General features: G+C 69.3%; 9 protein-coding genes. 3 read left to right on the top strand and 6 right to left on the bottom strand.

Annotated features, from left to right (window positions below; genetic code table 11):
* Window positions 1–26: 26 nt before the first annotated feature.
* The gene (locus ACFT9I_RS29215) at window positions 27–2,924 is read right to left on the bottom strand and encodes a vitamin B12-dependent ribonucleotide reductase (protein ID WP_382569111.1); all 2,898 of its coding nucleotides are present in this window, start codon (window positions 2,922–2,924) and stop codon (window positions 27–29) included.
* 256 nt (window positions 2,925–3,180) lie between these two features.
* A complete protein-coding gene (gene nrdR / locus ACFT9I_RS29210; protein WP_382569109.1) occupies window positions 3,181–3,690 on the bottom strand; it encodes a transcriptional regulator NrdR in 510 nt (169 codons plus the stop codon).
* 576 nt (window positions 3,691–4,266) lie between these two features.
* On the opposite strand from nrdR, the gene lexA reads away from it, so the two are divergent.
* Entirely contained in the window at window positions 4,267–5,052 is a 786-nt protein-coding gene (gene lexA / locus ACFT9I_RS29205; protein WP_382569107.1) for a transcriptional repressor LexA, read from the top strand.
* A gap of 106 nt (window positions 5,053–5,158) precedes the next feature.
* Here lexA and ACFT9I_RS29200 read toward each other — a convergent pair whose 3' ends face one another.
* From ACFT9I_RS29200 to ACFT9I_RS29185, 4 genes are read right to left on the bottom strand one after another with little or no spacing between them, the layout of a single operon-like run.
* Window positions 5,159–7,129, bottom strand: a complete 1,971-nt coding sequence (locus ACFT9I_RS29200) for an ATP-dependent DNA helicase (protein ID WP_382569106.1) — start codon at window positions 7,127–7,129, stop codon at window positions 5,159–5,161.
* A 38-nt stretch (window positions 7,130–7,167) separates the two neighbouring features.
* Complete coding sequence (locus ACFT9I_RS29195; RefSeq protein WP_382569104.1) at window positions 7,168–9,150, bottom strand: IucA/IucC family protein; 1,983 nt, start codon at window positions 9,148–9,150, stop codon at window positions 7,168–7,170.
* Window positions 9,151–9,897 carry a GNAT family N-acetyltransferase gene (locus tag ACFT9I_RS29190; RefSeq protein ID WP_382569103.1) on the bottom strand — a complete coding sequence of 249 codons (747 nt, stop codon included), beginning with the start codon at window positions 9,895–9,897 and terminating at the stop codon, window positions 9,151–9,153.
* A 40-nt stretch (window positions 9,898–9,937) separates the two neighbouring features.
* A complete protein-coding gene (locus ACFT9I_RS29185) occupies window positions 9,938–11,878 on the bottom strand; it encodes an IucA/IucC family protein (protein ID WP_382569101.1) in 1,941 nt (646 codons plus the stop codon).
* Between the two features lie 472 nt (window positions 11,879–12,350).
* Between ACFT9I_RS29185 and ACFT9I_RS29180 the strand changes: the two genes are divergently transcribed.
* Both ACFT9I_RS29180 and ACFT9I_RS29175 read left to right on the top strand, forming a co-directional pair.
* The gene (locus ACFT9I_RS29180; RefSeq protein ID WP_382569099.1) at window positions 12,351–13,577 is read left to right on the top strand and encodes a trypsin-like serine peptidase; all 1,227 of its coding nucleotides are present in this window, start codon (window positions 12,351–12,353) and stop codon (window positions 13,575–13,577) included.
* A gap of 142 nt (window positions 13,578–13,719) precedes the next feature.
* The gene (locus ACFT9I_RS29175) at window positions 13,720–14,892 is read left to right on the top strand and encodes a trypsin-like serine peptidase (protein WP_382569097.1); all 1,173 of its coding nucleotides are present in this window, start codon (window positions 13,720–13,722) and stop codon (window positions 14,890–14,892) included.
* The last annotated feature ends 70 nt before the right edge of the window (window positions 14,893–14,962 follow it).

Genomic DNA, 14,962 nt, shown 5'->3' with positions numbered 1-14,962 from the left:
CGGAACGGGAGTCACTCCCCCCGGTCTCAGCTACAGCCGCTCGTCGACCCGCAGCCCTCGCAGATGTAGCAGGACCCGGCCCGCTGCATCTTCGTACCGCACGAGAAGCAGAGCGGCGCGTCGGCGCTGATGCCGAGTTGCATCTCCACGAGCTCCGCAGAGGTGTGCACCTGCTTGGGCGCCGGTGTCTCGGCGGCCTTCGGCGTCGCGACCGGAGCCACCGACTTCAGCGGCTCGACATGGCGCGGTGCCGACTGCGCCAGGCTCTCGACGTCCATTCCCTCCTCGTCGTCCATGGACGGCTCGTACGAGCCGGTCTCCAGGTGACGCTGACGCTCGTCGGCCGAGTGGATCCCGAGGGCCGAACGCGTCTCGAACGGAAGGAAGTCGAGCGCCAGCCGCCGGAAGATGTAGTCCACGATCGACTGGGCGAGGCGCACGTCCGGGTCGTCCGTCATACCGGCCGGCTCGAAGCGCATGTTGGTGAACTTCGAGACGTACGTCTCCAGCGGGACGCCGTACTGAAGTCCCACCGACACCGCGATCGAGAAGGCGTCCATCATGCCCGCGAGGGTCGACCCCTGCTTGGACATCTTCAGGAAGACCTCGCCGAGCCCGTCGTCCGGGTAGGAGTTCGCCGTCATGTAACCCTCGGCGCCGCCCACCGTGAAGGACGTGGTGATGCCGGGACGGCCCTTGGGCAGGCGCATCCGGACCGGGCGGTACTCGACGACCTTCTCCACCGCCTGGCGGATGGTGTCCTCGGCCTTCTCCGCGACCTGCTCCTTCTTCTTCGCGGAGAGGGGCTGGCCGACCTTGCAGTTGTCGCGGTAGATCGCCAGCGCCTTGACGCCGAGCTTCCACGCCTTGAAGTAGACCTCTTCGACGTCCTCGACCGTGGCCGTCTCCGGCAGGTTCACCGTCTTGGAGAGCGCGCCGGAGATCCAGGGCTGGATCGCGGCCATCATCCGGACGTGGCCCATCGCGGAGATGGAACGCTCGCCCATCGCGCAGTCGAAGACCGAGTAGTGCTCGGGCTTGAGGCCGGGCGCGTCGATCACATTGCCGTTCTCGGCGATGTGGGCGACGACCGCCTCGATCTGCTCCTCCTGGTAGCCCAGGCGGCGCAGGGCCTGCGGCACCGTGCCGTTGACGATCTGCATCGAGCCGCCGCCGACCAGCTTCTTGAACTTGACCAGCGCGAGGTCGGGTTCGAGGCCGGTGGTGTCGCAGGACATCGCGAGACCGATGGTGCCGGTGGGCGCGATGACCGAGGCCTGCGCGTTGCGGAAACCGTTCTTGGCGCCGAGGCGGATGACGTCCTGCCAGGCCTCCGTGGCCGCGGCCCAGATCGGGCCGTCCAGATCGTCGACGTGCACGGCCGCGCTGTTGGCGTCCGCGTGCTGCTTCATGACGCGCTGGTGCGGCTCGGCGTTACGGGCGTAGCCGTCGTACGGGCCGACGATCGCGGCCAGTTCGGCGGAGCGCTTGTACGACGTGCTGGTCATCAGCGACGTGATGGCGCCGGCGAGCCCGCGCCCGCCGTCACTGTCGTACGCGTGGCCCGTCGCCATCAGCAGGGCGCCGAGGTTGGCGTAGCCGATACCCAACTGGCGGAAGGCGCGGGTGTTCTCGCCGATCTTCTGGGTCGGGAAGTCGGCGAAGCAGATGGAGATGTCCATCGCCGTGATGACCAGTTCGACGACCTTGGAGAAACGGTCGATCTCGAACGACTGGTTTCCCTTGGCGTCGTCCTTGAGGAACTTCATGAGGTTCAGCGAGGCCAGATTGCACGACGTGTTGTCCAGGTGCATGTACTCGCTGCACGGGTTCGAGCCGTTGATCCGGCCCGATTCCGGGCAGGTGTGCCACTGGTTGATCGTGTCGTCGTACTGAATGCCGGGGTCGGCGCAGGCCCACGCGGCTTCGGCCATCTTGCGGAAGAGGGACTTCGCCTCGACTTCTTCGATGACGTCGCCGGTCATCCGGGCGCGCAGCCCGAACTTGCCGCCCGCTTCGACGGCTTTCATGAACTCGTCGTTCACCCGGACCGAGTTGTTGGCGTTCTGGTACTGGACGGACGTGATGTCGTCGCCGCCCAGGTCCATGTCGAAGCCCGCGTCACGCAGGGCGCGGATCTTCTCCTCTTCCTTCACCTTGGTCTCGATGAAGTTCTCGATGTCGGGGTGGTCGACGTCAAGGATGACCATCTTGGCCGCGCGGCGCGTGGCGCCGCCGGACTTGATCGTTCCGGCGGAGGCGTCGGCACCGCGCATGAAGGAGACGGGACCCGAGGCGTTGCCGCCGGAGGAGAGAAGCTCCTTGGAAGAACGGATCCGCGAGAGGTTCAGGCCGGCGCCGGAGCCGCCCTTGAAGATCATGCCCTCTTCCTTGTACCAGTCGAGGATCGACTCCATGGAGTCGTCGACGGCCAGGATGAAGCAGGCCGAGACCTGCTGGGGCTGGGGCGTGCCCACGTTGAACCACACCGGCGAGTTGAAGCTGAAGATCTGGTGCAGGAGGGCGTACGCCAGCTCGTGCTCGAAGATCTCCGCGTCCGCCGGCGAGGCGAAGTACGCGTTGTCCTCGCCCGCCTTGCGGTACGTCTTCACGATCCGGTCGATGAGCTGCTTGAGGCTCGTCTCGCGCTGCGGCGTGCCGACAGCCCCGCGGAAGTACTTGCTGGTGACGATGTTGACCGCGTTCACCGACCAGAAGCCGGGGAACTCGACGCCACGCTGGTCGAAGTTGACCGAGCCGTCGCGCCAATTGGTCATGACGACGTCCCGGCGCTCCCAGACCACCTCGTCGTACGGATGCACGCCGGGGGTCGTGTGGATTCGCTCGATGCGCAGGCCCTTACCGCCCTTGGCTCCCTTGTTCCGGGAACCTCGTGCCGTCGGACCGCTCGCCGTCTCTGTCATGCCGCCTCCCATATACAGGCGAAAACGCCCTGAAGTGCCACGTTCTTCCCATGGCACAGTGATGTGTCCATTGCCACGGGCACCGCGTGGGGCGCTCGTGGCGGGTCTCATCGCCGCTGGGGCGCCCGATCGACAATGATCGGTCGCTGAGCTGTCGCGATAGGTCGGTAACCGATCGATGATCCATCGATGACCGATCGGTCGTCACCGCTCGACAAGTCGGTGACGGTGAGCCGGTGCCGGGACCGGGGTCCGGTCAGTCGGCAGCGGTGACGGACGCGGGGACCTCGGGGGTCGCGCCGAGCCCGTCTTCCTCAGCAGGAGGCCGCGAACGGAGCTCCGCCACGGCGGCCTCGAAGTCTTCGGGCGAGTTGAACGCCCTGTATACGGATGCGAAGCGCAGGTACGCGACGAGGTCGAGCTCCTGCAAGGGGCCGAGTATGGCCAGCCCTACATCGTGGGTGGTCAGTTCGGCGCTGCCGGTGGCGCGCAGCGCCTCCTCGACCCGCTGGCCGAGTTGGGCGAGAGCGTCCTCGGTGACCGGTCGTCCCTGACATGCCTTACGCACACCGGAGATGACCTTGGTACGGCTGAAAGGTTCCGTGACTCCGCTGCGCTTGATCACCATCAGCGAGGCGGTCTCCACCGTCGTGAAACGGCGGGAGCAGTCGGGGCACTGACGGCGGCGTCGGATGGACGTCCCGTCGTCGGTGGTGCGACTGTCGACGACACGGCTGTCGGGGTGCCTGCAGAAGGGACAGTGCATGGCTTCCGACCCTCCTTCACAGCACGACTGAGAAGCCTCGACAGGCCCTGGACGGGCCGTACGAAGCAGTCTCCAGCATAGGCGATGGCCTCCGTCAGGAAAGACCCGGGACCACTACTTCTGGGCGACTGCGCCAATCCAACCACTACATGTGGGGCTGACGCACGCTTCAGAGCGGTCGCGCGTGTCGTGGCGGGCGACCGGCCGACGGCCGTACGGAGCCCGTACGGCGGCCGTGCGACACCAGGCACGAGGCAGCCCTCCTCGACGCCGCGAGGCGGCCCGGCACGAGAGTACGGGAGCCCGGAACGTACCGCGATTCCGGGCCGCCCGATGAGAGACTGGGCGCCGTCGGCCAGGCCGTGACTGCGGTGAGGATTACCGCAATGAGCCGTGGACGGCCGGTAGATGAGCGATGGACGACCCGTGCGGGCGGCGCCGAATACGCGTCACATACACCTCTGATATTGCCCCGTCAGCACTTCTGGGGATTTTCACTCGAACGTGTGTTTGGCGCAACCTTTCGAAAGCAACTACCGTTGTCCAGCTAGGGAGAACATTTCGAGAGGGGCCGACGTGACCACTACCGCAGACAGCGCCACCATTACCGCCCAGGACCGCTCCCAGAGCCGAGTCGAGCCGGTGCATCCCATGAATGACGCAGCCACGAATCCGGAGGGCGTAAAGCCCACTCGCTCGCTGCCCGGCCGACCTCCTGGAATCCGGGCGGACAGCTCCGGTCTCACGGACCGGCAGCGACGGGTCATCGAAGTCATCCGCGACTCGGTGCAGCGACGGGGATATCCGCCGTCGATGCGCGAGATCGGCCAGGCCGTCGGCCTGTCCAGCACGTCCTCCGTCGCCCATCAGTTGATGGCTCTGGAGCGCAAGGGATTCCTGCGCAGGGATCCGCACCGGCCGAGGGCGTACGAGGTCCGGGGCTCCGACCAGCCGAGCACCCAGCAGACGGACACGACCGGCAAACCCGCCGCGTCGTACGTGCCGTTGGTCGGCCGGATCGCGGCGGGCGGACCGATCCTCGCCGAGGAGTCCGTCGAGGACGTGTTCCCGCTCCCCCGCCAACTGGTGGGTGACGGCGAGCTGTTCGTCCTCAAGGTCGTCGGAGACTCGATGATCGAAGCGGCGATCTGCGACGGCGACTGGGTGACGGTCCGCCGCCAGCCCGTGGCCGAGAACGGGGACATCGTGGCCGCGATGCTGGACGGCGAAGCCACCGTCAAGCGCTTCAGGCGCGAGGACGGCCATGTGTGGCTGCTCCCGCACAACGCGGCGTACCAGCCGATTCCCGGCGACGACGCGACGATCCTGGGCAAGGTTGTGGCGGTCCTGCGGCGGGTATGAGGGCTCGCCGGCATCAGGCCGGCCCCGGGACCTACTGCGCCGGTCCCGGGGCCTCGCTGTGCCCGTCACGGGCCCACGGTGGGCGGGCCCGCGTCCGGTCTTCCGGCTACTGGCCCTCCGACTTGGCCCGTGCGTCGATCGCGGCCAGGGAGCGACGGGCCTGGTTGCGGTCCGTCGTGTACCAGAAATCGGGCATCGAGGCCCGCAGGTAGCTGCCGTACCGCGCGTTCGCCAGCCGCGGATCCAGGACGGCCACGACACCACGGTCGCCCGAGGCCCGCACCAGCCGGCCGGCGCCCTGAGCCATCAGCAGGGCGGCATGCGTGGCCGCCACGGCCATGAAGCCGTTGCCACCGGACTGCTCCACCGCCTTCTGGCGCGCGCTCATCAGTGGATCATCGGGACGCGGGAACGGAATCCGGTCCATCACCACCAGCTGTGAACTCGGCCCGGGAACGTCCACGCCCTGCCAGAGCGAGAGTGTGCCGAACAGACACGTCGCGGGGTCGGCCGCGAAAGCCTTGATCAACTCGCCGAGGGTTTCCTCCCCTTGAAGCAGGATCGGCGTGTCGAGCCTGCCGCGCAGTTCCTCGGCGGCCGCCTGGGCGGCCCGCATGGAGGAGAACAGTCCGAGCGTACGGCCGCCCGCCGCCTCGACCAGCTCCGTGAGCTCGTCCATCATGTCGCCGCGTGAACCCTCCCGACCGGGCGGGGAGAGATGCCGCGCGACATAGAGAATGCCCTGCTTGGGATAGTCGAAGGGCGAACCGACGTCGAGGCCCTTCCACTGCGGGACGTCCTCCCCCTCCGTCCCCTCCGGGGACAGCCCCAACGACGCTCCGACGCCGTTGAAGTCGCCTCCGAGCTTGAGCGTGGCCGAGGTCAGGACCACCGAGCGCTCGTTGAACAGCTTCTCCCGCAGCAGGCCCGACACCGAGAGCGGAGCGACCCGCAGAGACGCGCCGAACCGGTCGTGGCGCTCGTACCAGACCACATCCCACTCGCTGCCGTTGGCGATCCGCTCGGCGACGCTGTGGATGGATTCGACGGACGCGAGAGCCTGCTTGCGTACGGCGTCCTCGTCCTGCACGGACTTGTCGCGCGTGGCGCCGATCGCCGAGATGACCGTGCGCGCGGCGTCACGCAGGGCCATCAGCGCGTAGCCGAGGTCTTCGGGGACCTCTTCAAGCCGGCCGGGGAGGGCCAGCTCCATCAGCCGTTCGAAGGTCTCGGCGGCCGTCTGGAGCGAGTCGGCCGCCTTCTCGTTGACCAGCTTGGCCGCGCGGCGCACCGCGCGGTTGACCTGGCCGGGCGTGAGTTCGCCGGTGGCAACCCCGGTGACCCGCGACACCAGTTCGTGGGCCTCGTCGACGATCAGCACCTCGTGCTGCGGGACGACCGGAGCACCCTCGATGGCATCGATGGCCAGGAGCGCGTGGTTGGTGATCACGACGTCGGCGAGCTTCGCGCGCTCGCGTGCCATCTCGGCGAAGCACTCCGCGCCGTAGGCACACTTCGTCGCACCCAGACACTCACGGGACGACACCGAGATCTGCGCCCACGCCCGGTCGGAGACACCCGGCGTGAGATTGTCCCGGTCGCCGGTCTCCGTCTCGTCCGCCCAGTCCCGCATCCTCAGCAGGTCCTGGCCGAGCTTGCTCGTGGGCGCCGCCGCCTCGAACTGGTCGAAGAGACCGTCCTCCTCTTCCTGCGGCACGCCCTCGTTGAGACGGTGCAGACAGAGGTAGTTGGAGCGGCCCTTGAGCATGGCGTACTCGGGCCGCCGCCCCAGCAGGGGGCTCAGCGCGTCGACCGTGCGCGGAAGGTCACGCTCCACGAGCTGCCGCTGCAGGGCCAGGGTCGCGGTGGCGACCACGACACGCTCGCCGTGCGCCAGCGCCGGCACCAGATAGCCGAGTGACTTTCCGGTGCCGGTGCCGGCCTGCACGAGCAGATGGGAGTTGTCGTCGATGACCTCCGCGACGGCCTCGGCCATGGCGACCTGGCCTGGGCGTTCCACACCGCCGACAGCGGTGACGGCGGCATGGAGGAGCTCGGAGAGAGATGGCTTCGTCATAGCCCGACCACCCTACGGCTCACCACTGACAACGGCGATCACGTCCCGTTCGCACCGCCCGCCGGGAGGGCGAGCGGATTGGGCACCGTCCCGTGCACGGCGGCGTGCGGGCGGTCCGCCCGGTCGCGGTATCCGTCGAGATGCAGCCGGTTGCGGTTGAGACAGAGCCGCGCGATACGGGGTGTGAGCAGGTCGAATGTCTCGAAGCGGTCCTTCAGTTCGGGGAACCGGGCCTGGTGGCGCAGGATTTCGGCCCGTACGAGTGACCAGAACGTCCGCTCCGGGACGTCCAGTTGGTCCTGGCACAGCGGTGCGAGGAAGCGGAAGACACCGACGAAGAGCCCCGAGTGGATGAACTGGGTCAGGAAGGACGGGTCTTCGGTGAGGAGGGTGTCCCGGACCTCCTGCGGCATCCCCTCGTGCTCCGGCAGCGGCCGGGCGCTGATGTTCACGTCGTCCACGAAGTCCTTGATCGCGAGGCGGACGGGGACGTCCCTCTCGTCGAAGACGACGACGGCGTTCTCACCGTGCGGTGAGAAGACGGTGCCGTAGCGGTAGAGGAAGCGCAGCAGAGGCGGCAGCAGCGCGGCGAAGAGCCTGCGGAGCCAGACCTCGGCGGGGAGCCCGGACCGTTCGACGAGCTCGGCGGTGAAGGCGCGGCCCTGTGGATCGATGTGCAGGAGGGATGCGAGGGTCCGCGCGCGTTCGCCGGGGGCGAGCCGGGCCGGGAGGGGTTCACGCCAGATCGCGCCGAGGAGTTCCTTGTACTGGTACGGGACCTCGGGCAGGTGGTCGTAGAGCGGGTGGGTCACTGTCACCGACGCCACTTCGCCGAGCAGGATCACTCCGCATTCGTCGTGCAGGAAGGGGTCCGACTCGTACAGCCCCCGCATCCAGGCGGTGACGGCCGGAGCGGCGAGCGTGCGTTCGGTGGGCAGACCGCGCCAGACAAGGGTGTTGAGGATGGACAGCGGGAGCTTCACCGTGTGCCGGTCCGGCCGGGTGGTGTTGAGGAACGTACGGATGGACTGCTGCGGCAGTCTGACGTCGCCGTCGGTGGGGAGCGGGACGATCGCGCCGCCGGCGATCTCGGCGGCGTAGAGCGGGAGCAGCACTTCGTCCCACTGCCAGGGGTGTACGGGGAGATAGAGGTACGCGTCCGGGTCGAGGCCGCGCGAGCGGAGCACGGAGGCGAAGCCTTCGCGGGTCGCGGGGTCGAGTTCGGAGCCGTAGAGCTGTCCGGGAGAGGCGAGGGAGGGCACGCCCCGGTAGGTGGCGATGGCGGTGCTGACCGCTATCCAGGGGAGCCGGGAGGGGGTGCGGGACTCGGGCGCCCAGCGGGTGGAGTCGGTGGCGGAGAAACCTATGCGGCCCTTGTTGAGTATGAGCCAGGGGTGGCCGGTCTGGTGGCCTTCGAGGTCGGCGTAGTCGAGTTCGGCGAGTTGGGCCGCGGTGAGGGCGGTGCCGTCGATCCTGGCGTCGGCGACGAGGGTGGCGTTCAGTTCGCGGACGAGGTGGCCGAGGGTGGCGCCGTCGATCGCGAGGAGGCGACGCGCGAGCACGAGGAAGCGGAGGGGGTCCCGGAAGGGCTGTCCGGCGTGCTCGACGGAGTGGGGGTCGACGCGCCAGGCGCCGTACGCGCCGCGTCGGGCGGTGAAGGTGAGGGGGGTGCCGTCGTCGAGCGCGAGCGTGTAGCGGCCGGGCGCTCGGCCGTTGGCGCCGGTCCGTGCGACAGGCTCGATGATCTCTTCGTACGCGAATTCACCGAGGAGTTTCGCGAGGAGGCGGGCGGCGGCTCCGGCCCACAGGCGCGGCGTCAGCTCGGGCGGCGTGAAGAGGGGGGCGGGGTGGGGGGCGTCGGTGCCGGGGGTGTCGCTGCCGGGGGCGCCGGCTTCGGGGCTACTGGTGGTGGGGCCGCTGCCGGTGGTGGCGGAAGCGCGTGTGGTCGGGGATGTCGGCACGGGGACTCCTCGGGACGGAACCGATGTGGATCGTGCGGTGTATGGAAAGCAGTGGGTCATTCACAGCAGGTCTCGCAGGGCTCGTTCGCGGATCATGAGGGCGGCTCGTTTGCCGGGGAGGTCGAGTTCCGCGGAAAGGCGGAAACCGGCGCTGAGAAAGGCGGAGACGGAAGGGGTGTTGCGCAGGTCCGGTTCGGCGATGACACGGCCGCAGCGCGGTCGGTGGTCGAGGACGAGCTCGGAGACAGCTCGGAGCAGGGTGGTGCCGACACCGCGGCCGCGGTCGGCCACACCACCGATGAGGAGATGGAGTCCGGTGTCATGGGGACGGGCGGGGTAATGACGGGCAAGAGGATCGAGATCGGCGCGGTAGAGCTCCCAATAGCTCATGGGGATGCCGTCGAGCACGCCCAGGCACGGGACGCTGCGTCCGTCGCCGCGCAGTTGGGTGCGCAGATGGTCGGCGGTGACCCCTTCGGGTCCCGCCAGTTCCCAGAAGGCGGCGACGGCTGGATCGTTCATCCAGCGGCTGATGAGGGTCAGATCGCGCTCCACCCGTACGGGGACGAGCTGGAAGACACCGGCGGACGTGCCGGCCGCGCCCCACCTGGCGGGGGAATCGAGGAGGGCGGACTCACCGGCGCCGCCCGGCGGCGGTGTCTCGGTCGCCACCGGCTCACCCGCTCCGAACAGCGCGACGAGGTCCTCGGTCAGCCGGAGGTCGAGCGTGTCCTCGGCGCCCCCGGCCAGGTGCGGTCCTGGGCCGGCTCCGGTGCCTGTGTCGGTGCTCGCGTCGGTGGGAGGCACGGTGACGGTCTCCTCTCGGCAGTTCGGACGGACGCGCGGATCAATGGCGAAGGGGGTTGGTGATGGTGACGTAGACGGACTGGGTGTCGACCGGGCCGACGAGTTCGTCCAGGCCGTGCAGTCGGGTGAGCATGTTGGCCTTGCAGCGCAGCGTGGTCGCCTCCAGGAGCTGGCCGGGCAGGGGTGAGCCGAGTGATGCGTCTCGGGTGAGGAACTGGCGGAAGGCGGCGATGAGTACGCGTTCGTCGGCGAGGCGCTGGGAGCCGAACGCCCCGATCAGACCGAGGACGTTGTTGATACCGAGGTAGTAGGCGAAGCGCTCGTCGGTGATGTCGTCGGGGACGAAGGTGTCGCTCACCGCGCCGATGTCGGGGAGGCGGCGCTCGAGGGCGTCACGGTGGGACTCGCGGAAGTAGTAGCCCTGGTTGTCGCGGTAGCGTCCGCCGACGGGCCAGCCGTCTGGGTCGAGGACCACCAGAGTGTTCTGCTGGTGGGCTTCCAGGGCAACGCCCGCGGTGGCGTCGAGCCAGAGCACCGGGCGTACGACGTGGTCGAGGTAGCGCAGGAACCACTCTGCGGCGACCGCGCCGGTGGACCGGCCCGTGCGGGCGACGAGGCCGGTCACGATGTCGGCGAGGCGGGAGTACATCTCCGGGCGGCCGGGCCATGGGCGGGGGGTGACGAGTCCGGCGAGGCAGACGGCGTCGTTGTCGGGGCGGAACGGGTTGTGGCGCAGCATCACGTCGAGCCCGGCGACCGGTGCTCCGTCGGGAGCGTCGACGGCGAGCCAGGCGGGGTCGCGCACGATGTCGAAGCCGGGATGCGCGGCGCGCCACTGCTGGGCGAGGCCGCCGCGCAGCAGCCGGTGGATCTCGACGCCGCGGTGGAGTTCCTTGCGGAGGTTCTCGCGGCGGGAGTTGGTGATGCGTACGCCGAGGGACAGCTTGAGCATGGCGGGGGCGCCGGTCCGGTGCACCGTCCGGACGGAGGAGGTGGGGTACCAGGGGTCGCCGTGCGGCCCCAGCTCGTGGAGCAGGCCGGCGTCGAGAAGCGCGCGTACGGCGGGGCGGTGCGCCAACTCGCGTGCCTGCCAGGGGTGGAGAGGCAACGGGACGGTGTGGTCGGGGAGTGCCAGGTCTCCGGCGAGACGGGTGGTGAGCTGCTCCGCGTGGACGGCGCGGCCCTGTTCGGTCCAGGCCGAGTCGGTGGCGAGCACGGAGCGGTCGACGGCCATCCAGTGGAGAGGGAAGGAGCCGCGCAGTTCGGGTGAGAAGTGGCGGTGCTCGGTGTCGGAGAGCCCTTCGCGGCTCTTGGGTGTGGGGTGGTGGGGGTGACCGAGAAGGAGTGACTGTTCGGCGGTGAGGAAGAGGTCGGTGCCGACGGGGCCGGGGTCTTTCCGCCGGTCGGTGAGAAAGTCGGCCGTACGGCGGGCGGAGTCGGCGACTCTGGCGACCAGTTCGGCGCCCTGGCTCTGACCCGACTCGCGGCCGAGGAGCGCGGCGACGGTGACGGCGTCGGCGGGCGTGGAGTGCGGTCCCGCGCTCTCCAGGAGGGGCAGGCCGAAGCGGTGCCAGCCGGTGGCCGACCAGTAGCGCACGGGGACGAGGAGGGCGGTGCCGCTCGCGTGGAGCGGGATCCTGAGGGTGCTTCCGTCCGGCCGGGGGACGTTGCTCTCCCTGACCCAGCACCGCAGCAGGTTCTCCACGGACGCGCCGTCGGCGGCTTTGCGGGGGTCCGGGTCGTCGAGGTGGTCCGGGTGGTCGGCCGCCGTCGTGCGGGGAGCCGGGTCCGTGACGCGTGCGTCCGATGTGCGGGTGCCGGCGTCCGCCCCTTCGCCGGCGGGCAGTTGGCGGGGCACCGTGGCCGCGCCGATCGTCACGGGCGGGGCCGTCGCCGGGTCGTACGGGTCGCCCGGCCCGGGGTCCTGAGTGCCGGGGCGGCCGACGATCTCGGGTGCGTCGGGTGTGGGGGTGGAGTTCACGGGAGGACTTCCTTGTGTGGGGACCGGGTCAGAGAGCCGGTGCGGTCGCTGTCCGGTGGTCTTTCCGGTGGTCGTCACGGCGGTGGTCCCCGGACCGGGAGGTGGCGTCGCCGACGGGGGCGACGAGCGGCACCGGTGAAGGAAGTTGGGCCACGGCCACGGCTGTCGGTCCTCCCGCGGGAAACGGTTACGTCACACGTAGACGCGGCGGTTTCGAGCGCCGCGGTGCGTGTGATGAACGCCGGCGCCGAGTCCCCCGTAGGTACCAACGACGGGAGGCGCCCGGGATCACGGCCGATCGGAAGATCCTTCGGCGGCGGAACCACGGCCCTGCCGTCGGCCGTCCCCAACGGCACCGGCATAGTGGGGGCCGACTTCCGGCTCAGGTCTCCACGGCCGGGTTGATTCGTCCGGATCTGCCCAATTGATCCGTCAGTTCAGAACAGTTCCGAAGTCCCAGGGGGATCCCGACATGCGAGCCATTCGCCCACCGTTCACCACTCGTCGTGGGAGGAGCGCGCGGCGTAGAAGCTCTTCCGCCGTCGCTGTCGCCTCGTTCGCGGCGGCCCTGGCTCTGACGGCCACCGCCTGCGGGCCCACCGAGGAGACGAACTCGGCGGACAAGCCGAGTGGTTCGTCCAGCGAGTCCTCCGGCGACAAGATCACCATTCCGGCCGATCTTCAGGACCGCCTCAAGGAGCGCGGGATCGACCTGGACAAGTGGAAGGACGGCGAATGGAAGAACTGGGACAAGGACAAGTGGCTCCGTGAGGCACGGGACTACGTCAACCCCATCATCGAGGGCCTCTGGGACCCGGACCGGATGCGGGACGCCGAGGAGCCCGACAAGCCGGTGGAGGAGGAGGACATCTCCGGCGACGCGGGCGTCACCGACCCGACTCCGCAGCCGGTGGAGGCGACGCCGGTGAACGCGCCGTACGACGGTGACGTGCCCGAGGCGGGCAAGCTCTTCTTCGACGGCCCCGAGGGCTCGATGGTCTGCTCGGCGACCGTGGTGACGGACCCCGCCAACCCCGGCAAGTCCAACATGGTGTGGACGGCGGGCCATTGCGTGCACGCGGGCAAGAGCGGCGGCTGGTACCGGAACATCGCCTTCGTCCCGTCGTACAACAACAGCGACCTGTCGATCTCGGAGTTGGAGAGCGCCGCCAAGGAGGAGATCGCGCCGCACGGCATCTGGTGGGGCAACTGGGCGCAGACCTCCGAGGAGTGGATCGCGGAAGGCGCGGCGACCGGCGGCCTGGGTGCCCCGTTCGACTTCGCGGTGATCCATGTGACGCCCGAGAAGGGCAGTGACGGCAAGTCGCTGGAGGAGACCGTCGGCGCGGCGCTGCCGGTCGACTTCAACGCGCCGGCCACGCCGGAGATCGACTCGATGACGGCGACCGGCTATCCGGCGGCGCCGCCGTTCGACGGCCAGAAGCTCTTCCAGTGCGGCGACAAGCCCGGCCGGCTGTCCATCAACGCCCAGGACCCGACGATGCATCGCATCGGTTGCACGATGACCGGTGGTTCGTCCGGGGGCGGCTGGATCGCCAACGGCCAGGACGGTAAGCCCGCCCTGGTGTCGAACACCTCGATCGGCCCGGTGACCGCGGGCTGGCTCGCGGGCCCGCGACTCGGTGACGAGGCCAAGGGCATCTACGAAGCGGTCAGCAAGAAGTACGCCGGCCAGTAGAACCCGGCGAGCGGTCCGCCGTGTCCGTCGGGCACGGCGGACCGGCCGACGGCGGACCGCTGGGTGGTCCGTCCGATGGCCACCTTTTTGCGTGACACGTTCATGGCAAGTGACTCAAGTGCATTCAGGGGGAACGGTTTTCATGCGATCCATACGTCCGTTGCTGGCCGCGACCGGCCTCGCCGCGGCCCTCGCGCTGACGGCCACCGCCTGCGGCGGTGACAGCGAGGACAAGGCGGCCGACAAGGCCGCCGCCTCAACTCCCGCCGCCGGCGAGGCAGGTGCGGAGATACCCGCGGATCTGGCCGACCGGCTCAAGGAGCACGGCGTCGACCCGGAGAAGTGGAAGGACGGTGAGTGGAAGAACTGGGACAAGGACAAGTGGCTCCGCAGCGCCAAGGACTTCGTCAACCCGGTCATCAAGGACCTGTGGAAGCCCGAGCGGATGAAGACGGCGAAGTCGCCGACGAAGACCCTCGCCGTCGGTGACATCTCCGGCGACCAGGACGTCACCGACCCCGAGCCCCAGCCGGTCCAGGCCGAGCCGGAGAAGACGCCGTACACCGACCACGCGGCGCCCGTCGGCAAGGTCTTCTTCGACTCCCCCGAGGGTTCGATGGTCTGCTCGGCCACCGTCGTCAAGGACCCGAAGAACCCCGGCAAGTCCAACCTGGTGTGGACCGCGGGCCATTGCGTGCACGCGGGCGCGGGCGGCGGCTGGTACCGGAACATCATGTTCGTCCCCGCCTACAACAACACGGGCAAGTCCGCCGCCGCGCTGCAGAACGCGCAGCCGCAGGAGATCGCCCCGTACGGGCAGTACTGGGCCGACTGGGTCGCGACCTCCAACGAGTGGATCAGCGACGGCGGCCCGACCGGTGGCGACGGAGCGGCGTACGACTACTCGGTCATGCACGTCACTCCGGAGAACGGCGGCAAGTCGCTGGAGGAGACCGTCGGCGCGGCCCTGGACGTCGACTTCGACGCGCCCGAGGCGAGCAGCATCGGCAGCCTGGGCGCGTGGGGTTACCCCGCGGCCCCGCCGTACGACGGGCTGATCATGCACAAGTGCGTCGACAACGCCGGCCGGCTCTCGATCGCCGCCGGTACGCCCACGATGTGGCGCATCGGCTGCTCCATGACCGGTGGTTCCTCCGGCGGCGGCTGGTTCGCGGCGGGACCCGACGGCGACTCGGTGCTGGTCTCCAACACGTCCATCGGCCCGGTCACTTCGGGCTGGCTGGCCGGTCCCCGGCTCGGCGAGGGCGCCCAGCAGCTGTACACGATGATGAGTGACAAGTTCGCGGGCCGGTAGGCGCCCGCGTCACGGCGGATGCAAGGCCGGTACGGCGGAAGGCCCGCCCCCTCGTGACTGTCTCTTATAC

The organism is Streptomyces sp. NPDC057137, assembly GCF_042670825.1.
GTDB lineage: Bacteria > Actinomycetota > Actinomycetes > Streptomycetales > Streptomycetaceae > Streptomyces.
The sequence above is the reverse complement of the archived record's forward strand: the minus strand, read 5'-3'. Positions and strand labels throughout refer to the sequence as shown.

Excerpts from the sequence above, each read along its gene's own strand:
- ACFT9I_RS29200 (WP_382569106.1), bottom strand. The coding sequence starts at position 7,129 with ATGACGAAGCCATCTCTCTCCGAGCTCCTCCATGCCGCCGTCACCGCT.
- ACFT9I_RS29175 (WP_382569097.1), top strand. The coding sequence starts at position 13,720 with ATGCGATCCATACGTCCGTTGCTGGCCGCGACCGGCCTCGCCGCGGCC.
- ACFT9I_RS29180 (WP_382569099.1), top strand. The coding sequence starts at position 12,351 with ATGCGAGCCATTCGCCCACCGTTCACCACTCGTCGTGGGAGGAGCGCG.
- ACFT9I_RS29215 (WP_382569111.1), bottom strand. The coding sequence starts at position 2,924 with ATGACAGAGACGGCGAGCGGTCCGACGGCACGAGGTTCCCGGAACAAG.
- nrdR (WP_382569109.1), bottom strand. The coding sequence starts at position 3,690 with ATGCACTGTCCCTTCTGCAGGCACCCCGACAGCCGTGTCGTCGACAGT.
- ACFT9I_RS29195 (WP_382569104.1), bottom strand. The coding sequence starts at position 9,150 with ATGACCCACTGCTTTCCATACACCGCACGATCCACATCGGTTCCGTCC.